At 71.8% G+C, this 18,688-nt stretch carries 17 protein-coding genes; 7 read left to right on the plus strand and 10 right to left on the minus strand.

What is annotated here, in order from left to right; all coding sequences use genetic code 11:
* Positions 1-2: 2 nt before the first annotated feature.
* The 3 genes from ACZ5NJ_RS10505 to fabG all read right to left on the minus strand — a co-directional run bounded on the left by ACZ5NJ_RS10505 (position 3) and on the right by fabG (position 2,151).
* Entirely contained in the window at positions 3-434 is a 432-nt protein-coding gene (locus ACZ5NJ_RS10505) for a hypothetical protein (RefSeq protein ID WP_468764341.1), read from the minus strand.
* Between the two features lie 221 nt (positions 435-655).
* The gene (gene fabI / locus ACZ5NJ_RS10510) at positions 656-1,426 is read right to left on the minus strand and encodes an enoyl-ACP reductase FabI (RefSeq protein WP_468764342.1); all 771 of its coding nucleotides are present in this window, start codon (positions 1,424-1,426) and stop codon (positions 656-658) included.
* A gap of 5 nt (positions 1,427-1,431) precedes the next feature.
* Positions 1,432-2,151, minus strand: coding sequence for a 3-oxoacyl-[acyl-carrier-protein] reductase (gene fabG, locus ACZ5NJ_RS10515; protein WP_344154712.1), 720 nt, complete (start codon positions 2,149-2,151; stop codon positions 1,432-1,434).
* Between the two features lie 146 nt (positions 2,152-2,297).
* On the opposite strand from fabG, the gene ACZ5NJ_RS10520 reads away from it, so the two are divergent.
* From ACZ5NJ_RS10520 to tyrS, 3 genes are read left to right on the plus strand one after another with little or no spacing between them, the layout of a single operon-like run.
* Entirely contained in the window at positions 2,298-3,860 is a 1,563-nt protein-coding gene (locus tag ACZ5NJ_RS10520) for a TldD/PmbA family protein (protein WP_468764343.1), read from the plus strand.
* Entirely contained in the window at positions 3,857-5,245 is a 1,389-nt protein-coding gene (locus ACZ5NJ_RS10525) for a metallopeptidase TldD-related protein (protein WP_468764344.1), read from the plus strand. The genes ACZ5NJ_RS10520 and ACZ5NJ_RS10525 overlap by 4 nt, the downstream gene beginning before the upstream one ends.
* A 52-nt stretch (positions 5,246-5,297) precedes the next feature.
* Positions 5,298-6,566 carry a tyrosine--tRNA ligase gene (gene tyrS, locus ACZ5NJ_RS10530; protein ID WP_468764345.1) on the plus strand — a complete coding sequence of 423 codons (1,269 nt, stop codon included), beginning with the start codon at positions 5,298-5,300 and terminating at the stop codon, positions 6,564-6,566.
* Positions 6,567-6,663: 97 nt separating this feature from the next.
* Here tyrS and ACZ5NJ_RS10535 read toward each other — a convergent pair whose 3' ends face one another.
* Positions 6,664-6,942 (minus strand): GlsB/YeaQ/YmgE family stress response membrane protein, encoded by a 279-nt coding sequence (locus ACZ5NJ_RS10535; RefSeq protein ID WP_468764346.1) that lies wholly within the window; start codon positions 6,940-6,942, stop codon positions 6,664-6,666.
* 133 nt (positions 6,943-7,075) lie between these two features.
* Between ACZ5NJ_RS10535 and ACZ5NJ_RS10540 the strand changes: the two genes are divergently transcribed.
* Positions 7,076-7,408 carry a DUF3099 domain-containing protein gene (locus tag ACZ5NJ_RS10540; protein ID WP_468764347.1) on the plus strand — a complete coding sequence of 111 codons (333 nt, stop codon included), beginning with the start codon at positions 7,076-7,078 and terminating at the stop codon, positions 7,406-7,408.
* A 138-nt stretch (positions 7,409-7,546) separates the two neighbouring features.
* Entirely contained in the window at positions 7,547-7,774 is a 228-nt protein-coding gene (locus tag ACZ5NJ_RS10545; RefSeq protein WP_344154697.1) for a hypothetical protein, read from the plus strand.
* A gap of 73 nt (positions 7,775-7,847) precedes the next feature.
* Here ACZ5NJ_RS10545 and moaA read toward each other — a convergent pair whose 3' ends face one another.
* The 3 genes from moaA to ACZ5NJ_RS10560 all read right to left on the minus strand — a co-directional run bounded on the left by moaA (position 7,848) and on the right by ACZ5NJ_RS10560 (position 10,989).
* The gene (moaA, locus tag ACZ5NJ_RS10550; RefSeq protein ID WP_468764348.1) at positions 7,848-8,837 is read right to left on the minus strand and encodes a GTP 3',8-cyclase MoaA; all 990 of its coding nucleotides are present in this window, start codon (positions 8,835-8,837) and stop codon (positions 7,848-7,850) included.
* A 164-nt stretch (positions 8,838-9,001) separates the two neighbouring features.
* Positions 9,002-10,627 (minus strand): solute symporter family protein, encoded by a 1,626-nt coding sequence (locus tag ACZ5NJ_RS10555; RefSeq protein ID WP_468764349.1) that lies wholly within the window; start codon positions 10,625-10,627, stop codon positions 9,002-9,004.
* A complete protein-coding gene (locus ACZ5NJ_RS10560) occupies positions 10,624-10,989 on the minus strand; it encodes a DUF485 domain-containing protein (RefSeq protein ID WP_468764350.1) in 366 nt (121 codons plus the stop codon). The genes ACZ5NJ_RS10555 and ACZ5NJ_RS10560 overlap by 4 nt, the downstream gene beginning before the upstream one ends.
* 269 nt (positions 10,990-11,258) lie before the next feature.
* Between ACZ5NJ_RS10560 and ACZ5NJ_RS10565 the strand changes: the two genes are divergently transcribed.
* The gene (locus ACZ5NJ_RS10565; RefSeq protein ID WP_468764351.1) at positions 11,259-12,806 is read left to right on the plus strand and encodes a S8 family serine peptidase; all 1,548 of its coding nucleotides are present in this window, start codon (positions 11,259-11,261) and stop codon (positions 12,804-12,806) included.
* 70 nt (positions 12,807-12,876) lie between these two features.
* Here ACZ5NJ_RS10565 and ACZ5NJ_RS10570 read toward each other — a convergent pair whose 3' ends face one another.
* The 3 genes from ACZ5NJ_RS10570 to ACZ5NJ_RS10580 are packed head-to-tail and all read right to left on the minus strand — an operon-like array spanning position 12,877 to position 15,499.
* Complete coding sequence (locus tag ACZ5NJ_RS10570; protein WP_468764352.1) at positions 12,877-13,920, minus strand: zinc-dependent alcohol dehydrogenase family protein; 1,044 nt, start codon at positions 13,918-13,920, stop codon at positions 12,877-12,879.
* A 29-nt stretch (positions 13,921-13,949) separates the two neighbouring features.
* Positions 13,950-14,627 (minus strand): lysoplasmalogenase, encoded by a 678-nt coding sequence (locus tag ACZ5NJ_RS10575; protein ID WP_468764353.1) that lies wholly within the window; start codon positions 14,625-14,627, stop codon positions 13,950-13,952.
* Complete coding sequence (locus ACZ5NJ_RS10580) at positions 14,624-15,499, minus strand: sterol desaturase family protein (RefSeq protein ID WP_468764354.1); 876 nt, start codon at positions 15,497-15,499, stop codon at positions 14,624-14,626. Before ACZ5NJ_RS10580 ends, ACZ5NJ_RS10575 begins: the two co-directional genes overlap by 4 nt.
* A 92-nt stretch (positions 15,500-15,591) precedes the next feature.
* Here ACZ5NJ_RS10580 and ACZ5NJ_RS10585 point away from each other — a divergent pair, with 92 nt between their 5' ends.
* A complete protein-coding gene (locus ACZ5NJ_RS10585; protein ID WP_468764355.1) occupies positions 15,592-18,669 on the plus strand; it encodes an NACHT domain-containing protein in 3,078 nt (1,025 codons plus the stop codon).
* Positions 18,670-18,688 lie beyond the last annotated feature (19 nt).

An 18,688-nucleotide genomic window follows, 5' to 3' on the forward strand; every position in this document is an offset into this window, starting at 1 on the left:
CCTCACGGGCGCTGGTGGCTGACCCAGGCGGTGCGGACCTCCTTCCAGCAGCGGCCGGTCAGCCGGGTGCGGCCGGCCGGGTCCAGGGGGACGAGGGCGCCGTCCCCGTCGAGGTCCCACCAGCGCTCGCACTCCACGTGGAGCCGCAGCAGGTCGGTCTCGGGGAAGCCGTTGTGGCAGTACGCGACCACCTGTGAGCCGTCGATCTCGGTGTCGCAGTCGGAGCCGTAGAGCTCGCGGCCGGCGGGCTGCTCGGGCCGTACGGGTGGTTCGGCGGGAACCTCGGCGAGGTCCACCACGGCCCGGTCCGCCGCCTCGGGGCCGGCGGCGGGCTCCGGTGCGTCCGGCTGCGCGAGGGCTGCCGGGACCAGGAGTCCGGTCAGGGTCACCGCGGTGACCAGCAGCGATACCGCTCGGCTCGGCCTCGCGCGCACACCCGTACCTCCTCCCCGCACCCGCCGGGAAGATCCCGGCCAGGTCAGTTTGCAGGCATGTGTCCCGGTTTTCGACTCGGGAAGATCCGGTCGGAGGGCGAACGTCCGATCGAGGACACCCGCGGAAGCCGTACCGCGGCGGGCCGGAACGGCGGTGGCCGCGCCTCCCCGTGGGGAAGCGCGCCCACCGCCGTACGGACGCGGGGTCCGGGCCGGGAAGGTCAGGCGCCCATCGCGTGCAGGCCGCCGTCCACGTGGACGATCTCACCCGTGGTCTTGGGGAACCAGTCCGACAGCAGGGCCACCACGCCGCGGCCGGTCGGCTCCGGGTCGCTCATGTCCCACTCCAGCATGGAGCGGTGGTTCCAGGTGTCCGCCAGGTCGGAGAAGCCCGGGATGGACTTGGCGGCCATCGAGCCGAGCGGGCCGGCGGAGACCAGGTTGCAGCGGATGTTCTCCTTGCCCAGGTCGCGGGCGAGGTAGCGGCTGGTGGCCTCCAGCGCGGCCTTGGCCGGGCCCATCCAGTCGTACTGCGGCCAGGCGAACTGCGCGTCGAAGGTGAGGCCGACGATGGCCGCGCCCTCCGCCGGGAAGAGCGGCTTGCAGGCCATGGCCAGCGACTTCAGCGAGAACGCCGAGACGTGCATGGCCGTGGCGACCGACTCGAACGGCGTGTTCAGGAAGTTGCCGCCGAGCGCGTCCTGCGGCGCGAAGCCGATGGAGTGGACGACTCCGTCGAGGCCGCCGAGCTCCTCGCGGACGAGGCCCTCCAGACGGGCCAGGTGCTCGTCGTTGGTGACGTCGAGCTCGATCACCTTGACCGGCTTGGGCAGCTTCTTGGCGATGCGCTCGGTCAGCGACGGGCGCGGCCAGGCGGTGAGGATGACCTCGGCGCCCTGCTCCTGGGCCAGCTTGGCGGCGTGGAAGGCGATGGAGGACTCCATCAGCACACCGGTGACGAGGATCCGCTTGCCCTCAAGAATTCCGCTCATGGTGATCAGTGACCCATGCCCAATCCGCCGTCAACGGGAATGACGGCTCCGGTGATGTACGCGGCGTCGTCGGACGCCAGGAAGCTCACGGCGGCCGCGATCTCCTCGGGCTGCGCGTAGCGCGCGAGCGGCACCTGCGCCAGGATGCCCGCGCGCTGCTCGTCGCTGAGCACCTTCGTCATGTCGGTGTCCACGAAACCGGGGGCGACGACGTTGAAGGTGATGTTGCGGGAGCCGAGCTCACGGGCGAGCGAGCGCGCGAAGCCCACCAGCGCCGCCTTCGAGGCGGCGTAGTTGGCCTGGCCGGCGCCGCCCAGCAGGCCGACGACCGAGGAGATCAGGACCACTCGGCCCTTCTTGGCCCGCAGCATGCCACGGTTGGCCCGCTTGACGACACGGAAGGTGCCCGTGAGGTTGGTGTCGACGACGGAGGCGAAGTCCTCCTCGGACATCCGCATCAGCAGCGTGTCCTTGGTGATGCCGGCGTTCGCCACCAGCACCTCGACGTTGCCGTGCTTGGCCTCGATCTCCTTGTAGGCCTGCTCCACCTGCTCGGAGTCGGTGATGTCGCAGCGCACGGCCAGCACGCCGAGCTCGGCGAGCTCCTGCGGAGGCTCCCCCGAGCGGTACGTGATCGCGACCTTGTCGCCGGCCTGGGCGAAGGCACGGGCGATGGCGAGGCCGATGCCCCGGTTTCCTCCGGTGACGAGAACCGAGCGGCTCAACGGATCACCCTTTCGCTTAGCTGTCTGAGTAGCAAAAACCTATCGGTCCCGCCCGAGATCCGGAGAATCGGGCTTCGACAGGGCCTTGCGACGCGGGCTGTCGAATACCTACAGAAACCTGTGGTCACCTGGGGGCCGATCGCGACATGATCGAGCAGACCGTCCCCGACCCCGGGAGGACCCCCGTGGCCCATTCCATCGACGCGGCCTTCACCGCGCTGCCCCTGCGGGCACTCGCCGACGCGGCGCTCGCGCGGGCGCGCGCGCTGGGCGCCGACCATGCCGACTTCCGTCTGGAGCGGATCCGCAGCGCCTCCTGGCGGCTGCGGGACGCCAAGCCCTCCGGGGGCTCCGACACCACCGACCTCGGCTACGCGGTCCGGGTGGTGCACGGCGGCAGCTGGGGCTTCGCGTCCGGCGTGGACCTGACCATGGACGCCGCGGCCAAGGTGGCCTCGCAGGCCGTGGCCATGGCGAAGCTGTCGGCGCAGGTCATCAAGGCGGCGGGCTCCGACGAGCGGGTGGAGCTCGCCGACGAGGCGGTGCACGCCGACAAGACCTGGATCTCCGCCTACGACGTGGACCCCTTCAGCGTGCCGGACGCCGAGAAGTCGGCCCTGCTCGCCGACTGGAGCGCCCGGCTGCTGGCCGCCGAGGGCGTCGCGCACGTGGACGCGTCGCTGCTCGCCGTCCACGAGAACAAGTTCTACGCCGACACCGCGGGCACCTCGACCACCCAGCAGCGGGTGCGCGTGCACCCGCAGCTGACGGCCGTCGCCGTCGACGCCACCACCGGCGAGTTCGACTCCATGCGCACCATCGCCCCGCCCGCCGGCCGCGGCTGGGAGTACCTGACCGGCACCGGCTGGGACTGGGACGGCGAGCTGGAGCGGATCCCGGGCCTGCTGGCCGAGAAGATGCGCGCCCCGAGCGTGGAGGCGGGCCGTTACGACCTGGTCGTGGACCCGTCCAACCTGTGGCTCACCATCCACGAGTCCATCGGCCACGCCACCGAGCTCGACCGGGCGCTGGGCTACGAGGCGGCGTACGCGGGCACCTCGTTCGCCACCTTCGACCAGCTGGGCTCGCTGAAGTACGGCTCCTCGATCATGAACGTGACGGGCGACCGCACCGCCGAGCACGGCCTGGCCACCATCGGCTACGACGACGAGGGCGTCGAGGCCCAGAGCTGGGACCTGGTCAAGGACGGGGTCCTGGCCGGCTACCAGACCGACCGGCGGATCGCGAAGCTGACCGGCCTCGGCCGCTCCAACGGCTGCGCCTACGCCGACTCCCCCGGGCACGTGCCGGTCCAGCGGATGGCGAACGTCTCGCTGCGGCCGGATCCGGGCGGGCTGTCCACCGAGGACCTGATCGGCGGGGTGGAGCGCGGGATCTACGTGGTCGGCGACCGTTCCTGGTCGATCGACATGCAGCGCTACAACTTCCAATTTACGCAGCAGAGGGCATACAGGATCGAGAACGGCCGGCTGGCCGGGCAGCTGCGCGACGTCGCCTACCAGGCCACGACCACCGACTTCTGGGGCTCCATGGAGAAGGTCGGCGGTCCGCAGACCTACGTCCTGGGCGGCGCCTTCAACTGCGGGAAGGCCCAGCCGGGCCAGGTCGCGGCGGTCTCCCACGGCTGCCCGTCGGCCCTGTTCCGCGACGTGAACATCCTGAACACCACCCAGGAGGCCGGCCGATGAGCCGTACGAAGCCCCACGAGATCGTCGAGCGGGCCCTGGAGCTGTCCACCGCCGACGGCTGCGTCGTCATCGCCGACGAGGAGTCCAGCGCGAACCTGCGCTGGGCCGGGAACGCGCTGACCACCAACGGCGTCACCCGCGGCCGCAACCTCACCGTCATCGCCACCGTCGACGGCGGTCAGGGGACGGCCTCGGGGGTCGTCTCCCGCTCCGCCGTCACCGCCGCCGACCTGGAACCGCTGGTGCGGGCCGCGGAGGCGGCCGCGCGGGCGGCCGGCCCCGCCGAGGACGCCCAGCCGCTGGTGACCGGCACCCCGGCCTCGCCCGACTTCACCGACGCCCCGGACGAGACCTCCTCGGCCGTGTTCGCGGACTTCGCCCCGGCCCTCGGCGAGGCCTTCGCCCGGGCCCGGGCGGGCGGCCGGGAGCTGTACGGGTTCGCGAACCACGAGCTGGTCTCCACGTACGTGGGCACCTCCACGGGCCTGCGGCTGCGCCACGACCAGCCGAACGGCACCCTGGAGCTCAACGCCAAGTCCCCGGACCGGCTGCGCTCGGCCTGGGCCGGCCGGGCCACCCGGGACTTCAAGGACGTGGACCCCACCGTCCTGGACGCGGAGCTCGCCGTCCGCCTCGGCTGGGCCGAGCGGAAGGTCGAGCTGCCGGCGGGGCGGTACGAGACCCTGCTGCCGCCGACGGCCGTGGCGGACCTGCTGATCTACCAGATGTGGTCGGCGGCGGCCCGGGACGCGGTCGAGGGCCGGACGGTCTTCTCCAAGCCGGGCGGCGGCACCCGGATCGGCGAGCGGCTCTCGGGGCTGCCGCTGACCCTGCGCAGCGACCCGAACGCGCCGGGCCTGGAGTCCGCGCCGTTCGTGATCGCGCACAGCTCCGGTGACGACGCCTCGGTCTTCGACAACGGCCTGCCGGTCCCGGCCACCGAGTGGATCAGCGGCGGCGAGCTGGCCCGGCTGACCACGACCCGGCACAGCGCCGGCCTGACCGGGCTGCCGCTGGCCCCGGCCTTCGGGAACCTGATCCTGGAAGGGGGCGGGGACAAGTCGCTGGAGGAGATGGTGGCGGGCACCGAGCGGGGCCTGCTGCTGACCTGCCTCTGGTACATCCGCGAGGTCGACCCGGCGACGCTGCTGCTGACGGGCCTGACCCGGGACGGGGTCTACCTGGTGGAGAACGGGCAGGTCACGGGCGAGGTGAACAACTTCCGGTTCAACGAGTCCCCGGTGGACCTGCTCTCCCGCGCCACGGAGGCGGGACGCACCGAGAAGACGCTGCCGCGCGAATGGGGCGACTGGTTCACCCGGGCCGCGATGCCCGCTGTCCGCATCCCGGACTTCAACATGAGTTCGGTCAGCAAGGGCGTCTGACGCACCTAGACTGAGGACGGCATTTCCACAATTCGTAAGGAGTCGAGAGACCGTGACGGACATCGTCGACGAACTGAAGTGGCGCGGGCTGTTCGCCCAGTCCACCGATGAAGAAGCGCTGCGCAAGGCCTTCGCGGACGGTCCTGTCACGTTCTATTGCGGCTTCGACCCGACGGCCGCCTCGCTGCACGTGGGACACCTGGTGCAGGTGCTGACCGTGCGCCGGCTCCAGCAGGCGGGTCACCGCCCGCTGGCGCTGGTCGGCGGGGCGACCGGGCAGATCGGCGACCCGCGGCCGACGGCCGAGCGGACGCTGAACGACCCGGAGACCGTCGCGAACTGGGTGACGCGCCTGCGCACGCAGATCGAGCCGTTCCTGTCCTTCGAGGGCGAGAACGCGGCGGTCATGGTCAACAACCTGGACTGGACCGCGGGCATGTCCGCGATCGAGTTCCTGCGGGACATCGGCAAGCACTTCCGCGTCAACAAGATGCTGACGAAGGACTCGGTCGCCAAGCGGCTGGAGTCCGACCAGGGCATCAGCTACACCGAGTTCAGCTACCAGCTGCTCCAGGGCATGGACTTCCTGGAGCTGTACCGCCGCTACGGCTGCGTGCTCCAGCAGGGCGGCTCGGACCAGTGGGGCAACCTGACGGCCGGCCTGGACCTGATCCACCGCCTGGAGCCGCAGGCCCAGGTGCACGCGCTGGCGACCCCGCTGATGGTCAAGGCGGACGGCACCAAGTTCGGCAAGTCCGAGAGCGGGGCCGTCTGGCTCGACCCGGAGATGACCACGCCGTACGCGTTCTACCAGTTCTGGCTGAACGTGGACGACCGGGACATCTCCACCTACATGCGGATCCTGTCCTTCCGCTCCCGTGAGGAGCTGGAGGAGCTGGAGGCGCAGACCGCCGAGCGCCCCCAGGCGCGGGCCGCCCAGCGGGCGCTCGCGGAGGAGCTGACCACGCTGGTGCACGGCGCGGACCAGTGCGCGGCCGTGATCGCGGCGTCGAAGGCGCTGTTCGGCCAGGGCGAGCTGGCGGACCTGGACGAGGCCACGCTGGCGGCGGCCCTGTCCGAGCTGCCGCACGCGCAGGTGGCGGAGCCGGGCCTGGTGGTGGACCTGTTCGCGGAGACCGGCCTGGTCGCCAGCAAGTCCGCCGCGCGCCGGACCGTGAAGGAGGGCGGCGCCTACGTGAACAACGCGAAGGTCACCGCCGAGGACGCGGTCCCGGCGAAGGAGGACCTGCTGCACGGGCGCTGGCTGGTGCTGCGCCGCGGCAAGAAAAACCTGGCGGCGGTCGAGGTCACCGGCGCCTGACGGCGCCCGACGACCACGCGACCACGCGGCCGAGGGGCCGGTGCGGACCGGGAGGGTCCGTACCGGCCCTTCGTCGTACCCCGCCCCGCCGGCGGGGTCAGGCCGTGCGGCGCCGGTCGCCCCGGACGGCCAGGTAGACCATGTCGCCGAGCCCGACGACGACCACGGCCCCGGCGAGTTGGAGCAGGTGCCTGATCCAGTCGATGCCCCGGGTGTCGTGGACGCCGATCCAGGTCGCCACGGCGTTGCCCAGGATGCCGCCGATGATGCCGAAAATGGTGGTCAGCCAGAGCGGCTGGTGCTGCTTGCCCGGCAGGATGGCGCGGGCGATGAGGCCCAGCACGAATCCGACGATGATCGCCCACAACCAGGACATTCGAGCCTCCTCGTGGCGCGGTGTGCGCATGTGGGCCCAGTCTCGGGCCACGGGGCGGACTGCGCATTTCGGGCGGCCCCCTCAGGCGGCACCCCCTCTGCCCGCCGTCCGGGGGGCGGCGTACCGTGGAAGCATGCAGCGGACGAAGCGGAACGGGGCCGAAGTCTTCCGGATCACCGGAGCCCGTATGGGGCTCGCGGAGGACGTACGGGGGCGCCAGCGCCGGTACGTGATCTCGATGGGGATCAGGACCCTGTCGGTGATCGCCACGGTGATCCTGTGGAACGTGGAGCGCCATGTGGCCATGGTGACGCTCGCGGCGGGCCTCCTGCTCCCCTACATCGCGGTGGTCATCGCGAACGCCGGGCGCGAGTCGACACCCTCGTTGCCGTCGCACTTCGTACCCGCCCCTGTGCGCCCCGCACTGGAGCTGGGGAACCTCAGGAAAACCTCAGATCAATCATGAAGTTCCGGTGCACCCCACCCGGTCCTGCGTGACATACTGCCTACGCGCTCCGCATCCCCCGTCGGAGCGACGGACCGACGCCGGGCAGCTCCCCCCGTGGCTGCCCGGCGTCGCCCTTCCGTTTGTAGGGTGGGGCCCGTGACCTCTTCCGAAACCCCCACCTGTTCCGCCAAGGGCTGCCGCGACGCGGCCGTATGGGTCCTGGCGTGGAACAACCCCAAGCTGCACGCGCCGGAGCGGCGCAAGACCTGGCTGGCGTGCGAGGAGCACCGCGAGCACCTGTCGCAGTTCCTGGGCGTCCGCGGCTTCCTCAAGGACGTCGTGAAGCTGGACGAGTGGGTCCAGCCGGAGGGCTCGGAGCGCTGAGCGCCCTTCCCGGAACGCCGAAGGCCCCTCCCCGGTGCGGGAAGGGGCCTTCTTCGCGTGCGGAGGGCGGCGGCTAGCCGCCGATCGCCGACATCGGGCGGTCGGGCTGGAGGAAGGACGGGTCGTCGAGGCCGGAGCCGGCCTTCTTGCCCCACATCGCCACCTTCCACAGGCGGGCGATCTCCTCGTCCGGGGCGCCCGAGCGCAGGGCGGAGCGCAGGTCGGACTCCTCGGTGGCGAACAGGCACGTACGGACCTGGCCGTCGGCCGTGAGCCGGGTGCGGTCGCAGGCTCCGCAGAAGGGGCGGGTGACGGAGGCGATGACCCCGACGGTGGCGGGGCCGCCGTCGACCACCCAGCGCTCGGCGGGGGCGGAGCCGCGCTCGTCGGCGCCCTCCTCGGTGAGGGTGAAGCGGGTGCGCAGGGACTGGAGGATGTCCCCGGCGGTGATCATGCCGTCGCGCTTCCAGCCGTGCTGGGCGTCGAGGGGCATCTGCTCGATGAAGCGGAGCTCGTACTCGTTCTCCACGGCCCAGGCGAGCAGGTCGGGGGCCTCGTCGTCGTTGAGGCCGGGCATCAGGACGGCGTTGACCTTGACCGGGGTGAGGCCGGCCTCGCGGGCGGCGGCCATGCCGTCGATCACGTCGTGGTGGCGGTCGCGGCGGGTGAGGGTCTTGAAGACCTCGGGGCGCAGGGTGTCGAGCGAAACGTTCACTCGGTCCAGGCCGGCGGCCTTGAGGGCCTGCGCGGTGCGCTTGAGGCCGATGCCGTTGGTGGTCAGCGACATCGTGGGGCGCGGCTCCAGGGCGGCGCACCGTTCGACGATCCCGACCAGGCCGGGCCGCAGCAGCGGCTCCCCGCCGGTGAAGCGGACCTCGGTGATGCCCAGGTGCGTGACGGCGATGCGGATCAGCCGGACGATCTCGTCGTCGCTGAGCAGATCCGACTTTCCCAGCCACTGCAGGCCCTCTTCGGGCATGCAGTAGGTACAGCGCAGGTTGCACCGGTCGGTGAGTGAGACGCGCAGGTCAGTGGCCACGCGGCCGTACGTGTCGAGAAGCACTGTGGGCCCCCTCCCCTGTCCGGATCTAGAGGTTCTATGGATCGAGCGTACGCGACGGGTGTGTCCCCGAGGGGTGCCGGAATGAACGAGACGTAACACGGCCGCGTCGTACGGAAGTACGACGCGGCCACGCACGGTGTCCGTACGGTCTCGGGGAGCCCCCGTCAGTGGGCTCCGGTACCCGTGAGGGAGCGGACCTCCAGCTCGGCGAACTTCTGCGGGTCGGCCTTCTCCTTGGAGAGGACCGTCCCCAGCCAGCCGAGGAGGAAGCCGAGCGGGATCGAGATGATGCCCGGGTTCTCCAGCGGGAACCAGTAGAAGTCGGCGTCCTTGAACATCGAGGTGGGCTTCCCGGAGACCACCGGCGAGAAGAGCACCAGGCCGACCGCCGAGATCAGGCCGCCGTAGATGGACCACAGCGCGCCCTGGGTGGTGAACCGCTTCCAGAAGAGGCTGTAGAGGATCGTCGGGAGGTTGGCGGAGGCGGCGACCGCGAAGGCGAGGGCGACCAGGCCGGCCACGTTCATGTCGCGGGCCAGGGCCCCGAGGAAGATCGCCACGGCGCCGATGACCACGGTGGACCAGCGGGCCGCGCGGATCTCCTCCTTCTCGGTGGCCCGTCCCTTGCGGATGACGTTGACGTAGATGTCGTGCGCGAAGGACGAGGAGGAGGCCAGGGTGAGGCCCGCGACCACGGCGAGGATGGTGGCGAAGGCGACCGCGGAGATCACCGCGAGGAGGATCGCGCCGCCGGTGGAGTCGGGGCCGCCGCCGACGGCCTGGGCGAGCAGCGGGGCCGCGGTGTTGCCGGCCTTGTTGGACTTGATGATGGCGCCGCGGTCGAGCAGGGCGGCGGCGCCGAAGCCGAGGGCGATCGTCATCAGGTAGAAGGCGCCGATGATGCCGATGGCCCAGTTCACGGACTTACGGGCGGCCTTGGCGGTGGGCACCGTGTAGAAGCGGATCAGGATGTGCGGCAGGCCCGCGGTGCCCAGGACCAGGGCGAGGCCGAGGGAGAGGAAGTCCAGCTTGGTGAGGGAGTCCTTGCCGTACTTGAGTCCCGGCTCCAGGAACTTCGTCCCCTGGCCGCTGTGCTCGGCGGCCTGGCCGAGCAGGGCGGAGACGTTGAAGTCGAACTTCAGCAGCACCAGGAAGGTGATCAGCATGGCGCCGGCGATCAGCAGCACCGCCTTGACCATCTGGACCCAGGTGGTGCCCTTCATCCCGCCGATGGTCACGTAGACGATCATCAGGACGCCGACGAGGGCGACCACGGCGATCTTGCCGCCGTCGCCGGTGATGCCCAGGAGCAGCGAGACGAGCACGCCCGCGCCGGCCATCTGGGCGAGCAGGTAGAAGATCGACACCACGATGGTGGAGGTGCCGGCGGCGGTGCGGACGGGCCGCTGGCGCATCCGGTACGCGAGGACATCGCCCATCGTGTAGCGGCCGGAGTTGCGCAGCGGCTCGGCGACCAGCAGCAGGGCCACCAGCCAGGCCACGAGGAAGCCGATGGAGTAGAGGAAGCCGTCGTAGCCGAAGAGGGCGATGGCTCCGGCGATGCCGAGGAAGGACGCGGCGGACATGTAGTCGCCGGAGATGGCGAGGCCGTTCTGGAAACCGGTGAACTGGCGGCCGCCGGCGTAGAAGTCGGCGGCGCCCTTGGTCTGGCGGCCGGCCCAGACGGTGATGACGAGGGTGGCGACGACGAACAGCGCGAACAGGGTGATGATCAGCGGGCGGTGCTCGGTGGCCCCGGCGGCGGTCGTCAGGTGCGGGACGGCGCTCATGCTCCGCCCTCCAGCCGCTCCTTGATGGCCCGTGCCTTGGGGTCGAGCTTCGCGGCGGCGTGCCGCGAGTACAGCCAGGCGATCAGGAACGTCGTCGCGAACTGGGCGAGTCCGAGCACGAGGGCGACGTTGACGTTGCCGAAGAGCCTGGTCCCCATGAAGCCGCCCGCGTAGTTGGACAGCAGGACGTAGAGCAGGTACCAGGCGATGAAGGCCACGGTGAGCGGGAAGGCGAAGGAACGGTAGGAGCCGCGCAGTTCGGCGAACTCGGGGCTCTGCTGGACGCGCGTGAACTCTTCGGCCGACACCTGGGCGGGGGCCGGTCCCGCGCCGCCCGGCGGCGGCGCTGCTTGCGTGGTCACGGGGGGCTCTCCTTGTGACGCGGGTGCGGTGGGGACGGACAAAACAACCTCCGTGTGGGGGGCGTGGTGCCGAGCCCCCCGGTCAACGGCACGGGCGGCGCGGCGGGGCGGTTCAACACCCGCTGTTTCTTCGGGGGTTCCGCGTTTCAAACGGCTGATTCCTCGAACTGATGGCGCAAAGGCGAACGGCGGCGCTAGGTTCGCGTGTCATGAACGCGTCCGACGCGACCGCGTGCGGACTGCTCATTCACGGATGATGTGGAGAACCCATGGCTCATCTGGGATCCGGCCGCCGGCGTGCCCTCGCCGTTCCGGTCGGCCTGGCGCTCACGGCCTCACTCGCCTTCCTGCCCTCGGTGGCTGCCTCGGCCGCGCCGCTGGGCGACACGGCGGGCTCGGCGACGGCCGTGCGGGCAGACGCCACCGGCCCCGCGCTCTCGTACGTGGCGAACCTGACCGCGTACGGGACGGCCAAGCAGGCCGGAAAGGCCATCGAGCAGGCCGGCGGGACGGTGGTGACGTCCTATGAACAGATCGGCGTCGTCGTCGCACATTCCCAGAACCCGGACTTCGCCAAGCGGCTGCGGGCCCAGCGGAACCTGTTCGTGTCCGTGGGAGCCACCCGTACGGCCCCCCTCAAGACGGTGCAGACCACCGAGGAGGGCACGACCCAGCGGCTGGGCGACACCGACGCCGCGCGGGCCGCGGCGGCCGCCGAACCGGGGCAGGAGCCCCTCGAAGCCGACCAGTGGGACCTGCGGGCGATCAAGGCCGACCAGGCCCAGAAGGTGAACGCCGGCAGCCGGAACGTCACCGTGGGCGTCATCGACACGGGCGTGGACGACACCCACCCCGACCTCGCGCCGAACTTCTCCAAGGAGCAGTCCGCCAACTGCGTCGGCGGCGTCGCGGACACCACCGACGGCGCGTGGCGCCCCTACCCCGACGGCAGCGACCACGGCACCCATGTGGCGGGCACCATCGCGGCCGCGCGCAACGGCCTCGGCGTCAGCGGCGTGGCGCCGGGCGTCAGGGTCTCGGCGATCAAGGTGGCCGAGCCCGGGACCAGCCTCTTCTACACCGAGGCGGTCGTCTGCGGGTTCATGTTCGCCGCCGAGAAGGGGATCGCGGTGACCAACAACAGCTACTACGTCGACCCCTGGTACTTCAACTGCAAGACGGACGACGACCAGAAGGCCCTGGTCGAGGCCCTCACCCGGGCCGGCCGGTACGCCGAGCGCAAGGGCGTGCTGAACGTGGCCGCGGCCGGCAACGAGAACTGGGACCTGGCCGCCGACTCGATCACCGACGACACCAGCCCGGACGACGCCACCCCGACGCCGCGCACCATAGACCCGAAGGTCTGCCTGGACCTGCCCGCGCAGCTGCCGGGCGTGGTCACCGTCAGCGCGACCGGCGACAAGGGGTTCCGCTCCTACTACTCCAGCTACGGCCTCGGCGTCGTCGACGTGGCCGCCCCCGGCGGCGACAAGTGGCAGGTCCCGGCCACCCCCGACGCCAACGGCCGCGTGCTGTCCACCCTCCCGGGCGGCGGCTACGGCTACAAGCAGGGCACCTCGATGGCCACCCCGCACGTCGCGGGCGTCGCGGCCCTGCTCAAGAGCGCCCACCCGGGGGCCACGCCCTCCCAGCTCCAGGCGATGCTCAAGGCCCAGGCGACGAAGACCGCCTGCCCGGACAAGATCTACGACGCCACCGGCAGCCTGATCGACGCCACCACCTGCCGGGCCAAGTGGGGCCAGACGGGCTTCTACGGCTCCGGCGTGGTCGACGCCCTCAAGGCCGTCAAGCCGTAACGGCACGCGCACGGGGAGAGGGGCCGGGCGGGGATCTCCCGCGCGGCCCCTCTCCTCACGCCCGGCGGGGTCAGGGCTTGATCATGACCTTGAGGGCGCTGCGGTCGTCCATCGCGCGGTAGCCGTCCGGGACCTCGTCCAGGGACACCGCGCGGTCGAAGACGGGCGCCGGGTCGATCGCACCGCTGAGCACGTCCTCCAGCAGCTCCGGGATGTACGCGCGGACCGGGGCCACACCGCCGCGCAGGCTGATGTTGCGGTCGAACATCACGCCGAGGTCGAGGCCGGTGCCGCTGCCGTGCGGGACGCCGACGTAGCCGATGGCGCCGCCGTCGCGGGTGATGTTCACGGCGGTGCGCATGGACTGCTCGGTGCCCACCGCCTCGATCACGGCGTGCGCGCCCTGGCCGCCGGTCAGCTCGCGGACGGCCGCCTCGGCGGCCTCGCCGCGCTCGGCGACCACGTCGGTGGCCCCGAAGAGCTTGGCGATGTCGGTACGGGCGCTGTGCCGGCCCAGCGCGATGATCCGCTCGGCGCCGAGCCGCTTGGCCGCGAGGACCCCGCACAGGCCGACCGCTCCGTCACCGACGACGGCGACGGTGGAGCCCGCGCGGACGCCGGCGCCCAGGGCGGCGTGGTGGCCGGTGCCCATGACGTCGGAGAGGGCGAGCAGGCCGGTCAGCAGGTGGTCGTCGGAGGCGGCCGCGGCGGGCAGCTTCACGAGGGTGCCGTCGGCGTGCGGGACCCGCACGGCCTCGCCCTGGCCGCCGTCGAAACCGACCGAGCCCCAGAAGCCGCCGTGCACGCAGGAGGTGTGCAGGCCCTCGGAGCAGTAGTCGCAGGTGCCGTCGGACCACATGAAGGGGGCCACGACCAGGTCCCCGGCCTTCAGGCCGGAGACGGCGGAGCCGGTCTCCTCGACGACGCCGAGGAACTCGTGGCCGATGCGCTGGCCGGGCTGGCGCTGGGCCTCGCCGCGGTAGGCCCACAGGTCGCTGCCGCAGATGCAGGCACGCAGGACGCGGACGACGGCGTCCTCGGGGCGCTGGATCGCAGCGTCGGGCACCTCCTCCACGCGGATGTCGTGCGGGGCGTGGATGACGGTGGCGCGCATGGTGGTGCAGCCCTCCGGTTGAAGATCGTTCAGTCTTGTATGACTTCCCTACCGTACGCCTGCTCCCGGCGGACCGCGCCCAGGGCCAGCAGGTACTGGGCCGCCAGATAGGTGGCCATGATCCAGAAGTCGGGACGCGGGAGCTGCGGCCACGCGGCCACCCCGGTGGCGATGAGGGTGTCGGAGAGCAGGAACAGCGTCCCGCCCGCCCCGGCGACCCGGCCCAGCGCGCTGGAGCGGTAGGCCATGGAGGCCAGCAGCAGGCTGTACCCGGCGACGGGGATCCGCAGGTCCGCCGGCAGGTCGGGCCACAGCAGCGCGACGGTTCCGGCCAGCGCCACGGCGTACGCGCCCCCGAGCACGGGGCCGGTCCGGCCGCGCCCGAAAAGGAGCAGGTAGCAGACGTGCCCCAGGGCGAAGGAACCCATGCCGACGAGGAAGGCGGGCTTGGCGTCGAAGAGCAGGGCGAGGTCCCCGCCCCAGCCGAACAGCAGGGCGGCCACCAGCAGCCGGGGCGCGCGGAGGGTGAGCACGTGTCCCACCAGCAGCGGCATCAGCAGCGGCTTGGCGATGAGGTGCCCGGGGTGCCAGCCGGCGAGCAGCGAGGCGAGGTCGACGGCGGAGGCGAGGGCGAAGGCGCCGAGCAGGATCCGGCCGGCGGCGGCGCTCTCCGGTACGGCCCGCGCACGGGACTGGACGGCGCTCACGCGGCGGGCTCCGGCGCCTTCTCGGGCTGCGCGGCCGCGGCCGGAGCGGGCTGCCAGCCGGGCCCGCGGAAGACGCGCCCGGCGCGCTCGCGCCAGCTGCGGGCGGCGCGGACGTCGCGGGCGATGGCGGCGTACTCGTGGGTGGCGACGCGCAGCGGGTTGTAGGTGCCGATGTTCTTGGTGAGCCCGTAGACGGGCCGCTCGGTCTCTCCCACCCAGGACCCGAACATCCGGTCCCAGACGATCAGGATGCCGCCGAAGTTGCGGTCCAGGTAGCCGCCCTGCGAGGCGTGGTGGACGCGGTGGTGGGAGGGGGTGTTGAAGACGTACTCGTAGGGGCGCGGCAGTTTCCCGATGCGCTCGGTGTGCACCCAGAACTGGTAGAGCAGGTTGATGCCGTAGCAGAACGGGATCGCGGCCGGGTGGACGCCGAGGGCGACCATCGGCAGGTAGAACCACCAGGTGGTCGCGCTGGTCCAGGGCTGGCGCAGGGCGGTGGTGAGGTTGAACCGCCTGCTGCTGTGGTGGACCACGTGGCAGGCCCACAGGATGCGGATGACGTGGTGGAGCCGGTGCTGCCAGTAGTAGAGGAAGTCCTGGACGAGGAGCATCAGCAGGGCGGTCCACCACAGGAACGGCACCCGCAGGGGGGTCAGTTCGTAGACGGCGGTGAAGACGGCGACGACCGGGATCTTCCAGAGCAGGTCGAAGCCGATGCTGCCGATGCCCATCGTGACGCTGGTGACCGCGTCCTTGGCGTCGTAGCCGGCGGCGTCCTCGTCGGGATGGAGCCGGTAGCTGACCACCTCGATGACGGTGAGCAGCACGAAGGCGGGTATGGACCACAGCACGACATCGGGCAGATTGGGCATGGGCGCACCTTAGGGCGGGTTCCGGGGTGCCGCTAGGGGTTGTTACCGATCAGTATCCGACGGGGTTACCCGGGGTACAAGGGGGAGGGCGCATGGCAGGGGCGGAAACCGCCGCACTCCGGGCGGCGAGCTCGGCGGCGGGGTGGCTGTGGAGGTCCCGGCTGGGCCGGGTGCCGGGCGCCGGCCTCGCGGACCGGCCGGTACGGCCGGCCGCGCAGTGGCGCCGGCCGGAGGAGCTGGGGCCGCCGGAGGCGCGGAGGCTGGCCGGGGAGCTGGCGGAGCGGCTGGGCGGGGCGGCGTCCCGGCTCCCGGAACACGAACGGCTCGCGGCACTCGACGCGGTCGCCGACGCCTTCGCGGCCGGGCCCGGCGGGGTGGACGCCGAGGCCGCGTTCGCGGCGGACCTGGACCCGACGGAGCTGGCGGCCCGGCTTCCCGTACCGGCCGGGGCGGGGCTGAGCCCGGCTGCGGAGGCCCTGGCCCGGGATCTGGTCCGGCTGGCCTGCGCGCACGCGGTGGAGTACCTGACGACGCTGCCCTCGTTCGGGGCGCGGGCGGAGGTGGAACTCGTCCGCCGCACGGGGGCGTTACAGCGGTCGGTGGACCGGCTGGCGGAGCGGTCCGGGGGCGGGGCCGGGCCGGCCTTCGAGGAGCGCTACGCCCATTGGGTGGCCGACACCCACGGCCGGCTCCAGCTCTTCGGCCTGACCACCGGCCGGGCCCGCGAGGAGTGGCCGCTGGACCTGGCGTACCTCGGCCTGGCCGTGAGCGGGGAGGAGCCGCCGGTGCTGCCGGGCGAGCCCGGCCCGCACCGTACGACGCTCCGGGCCGACCAGGCGCTCGGCGCGGCGGACCGGGTCCTGCTGCGGGGCCCGGCGGGCTCCGGCAAGAGCACGCTGCTCCAGTGGCTGGCGCTGCACGCGGCCCGGCGGTCGGAGGGACCCTGGGCCCGCTGCGTACCGTTCGTCCTGCGGCTGCGTTCCTTCACGACCTCCGACCGCCTGCCCCTGCCGGAGGAGTTCCTCAAGGCGGCCGGCGTGCCGTTGTCGGCGCCGCCGGGCTGGGCGGAGGAGCTGATGCTGAGCGGGCGGGCGCTGGTCCTGGTCGACGGGGTGGACGAGGTCCCGCAGCGGCTGCGCGGCCGCACGGAGACCTGGCTGCGCTCCCTGATCTCGGCCTTCCCGGCGGCACGTTACGTGGTCACCACCCGCCCGTCGGCGGTGCCGGAGGACTGGCTCGCGGGGCAGGGATTCGTCCCGCACGCGCTGCTGCCGATGGAGCGGGAGGAGGTGGGCGCGTTCATCGGTCACTGGCACCGGGCCGCGCGGGCGGAGTGCCCGGGCGAGGACCTCGACGCGTACGAGACCTCCCTGCGGGAGGCGGTGACGGCCCGCCGCGACCTGGGCCGCCTGGCCACCAACCCCCTGATGTGCGCGCTGCTCTGCGCCCTGAACCGGGACCGGCGCATGCAGCTGCCCCGGGCACGGAAGGAACTGTACGACGCGGCCCTGGACATGCTGCTGGTCCGGCGGGACACGGAGCGGGAGATCGCGGGGGTGGAGGGGGTCTACCTCACCCGCGACGAACAGATCCTGCTGCTCCAGCGGTTCGCGTACTGGCTGATCCGCAACGGGCAGGTCGAGGCGGCCCGGGAGGAGGCCGTCGAGCTGGTGGCGGAGTGGCTGGAGGCCATGCCGCAGATCCGGGGCGGCGCCGAACAGGTCTTCGCCCACCTCCTCATCCGCAGCGGGCTGCTCCGCGAGCCGATGAAGGGCTCGGTGGACTTCGTCCACCGCACCTTCCAGGACTACCTGGGCGCGAAGGCGGCGGTGGAGTCGCGGGACTTCGGCGTCCTGGTGCGCAACGCCCAGGACGACACCTGGGACGATGTGGTCCGCATGGCGGTGGGCCACGCCCGCCCGGACGAACGAAGCCGCCTCCTGCGGGGGCTGCTGAAGCGCGCGGACAAGGTCAAGGGGGCCCGCAACCGCCTGACCCTCCTGGCCGCCGCCTGCCTGGAACACGCCCCGGAACTGGACCCGGCCCTGCGGAGCGAGATCCAGTCCCGGACGGCCGAACTGCTTCCGCCGTGCACGCCGGAACAGGCGGAGGAACTGGCGAAGGCCCAGGATCTGGTACTGGAGCTGCTGCCCGGCCCGAAGGGCATTTCGGAGGATGAGGCGGCCGGTTGCGTGCGGACGGCGGCGCTGATCGGCGGAGCACGGGCGATGGATCTCATCGCCCGCTTCCGCCGGGACGGCCGGCCCGCCGTCCAGCGATGGATCGCCAGCAGCTGGCAGCAGTTCGACGCCGGACCCTACGCCGTGGAAGTACTCGCCGACGCGGCACTCGGCCGGACCACCGTCACGGTCCACACCCCGGCCCAGCTCGCCGCGCTGGAGACGCTGCTCCGGGTGGAGACCCTGCACCTCAGCGGAACCGACACGATTCCGGCACGAGTCAACGGCCCGGGCCTGAAGAGCCTCACACTGTTCGACAGCGGGTTGGACGACCTCGGTTCGCTGACTCCTCACCCGGGCCTCGAATACCTGGCCCTGCACTACTGTCGGAACCTGTCCGGCCTGGGACCGCTCACGTCGCTTCCCGGACTGGAGGCCCTGGTGCTGTCGCACCTGCCGGGCGGGCTCGACCTCGCGCCGCTCGCCAAGCTGGGCGCACTCGAATGGCTGACGTTCAACACGCCGACGTCCGTGCGGTGTGTCTCACACATCCCCGCTCCCGGGTCCCTCAAAGGTCTGGTACTGATGAACCGAGGGCTTCGACTCGACTCCCTGGACCCCTGGCCGGACCTGGAACTCCTCAACGTCGCAGGGCCAGATCTCCTGGACCAGGTGAGCGCGCTGCCGCAGCTCCCCCGTCTCCGCAGCCTCGGTGTGCTCATGCACGAGGACCTGGACCCAGCAGCGCTGCTCGGGCAGCCTCAGCTGAACGCACTGAACCTCTCCGGCTGTCACTGCCCGACCGGTTTGGCGGCACTCGCAGACCTGCCCGAACTCACGCATCTGACCCTGGCGGGCTCCGGAAGCCACCACGACCTGACTCCGCTCGCGGACCTGGACCGGCTGACCATCATCCTCGGCCCGAGGGTCCACGTCGACGGCCTGGACCGGATCCCGCCCGAGCGGATCAAGAGGCTGAGCCCCTGGTGATCCGCCCCGGCGGGAGCCG

It is taken from the genome of Streptomyces sp. NPDC032091 (assembly GCF_055580265.1).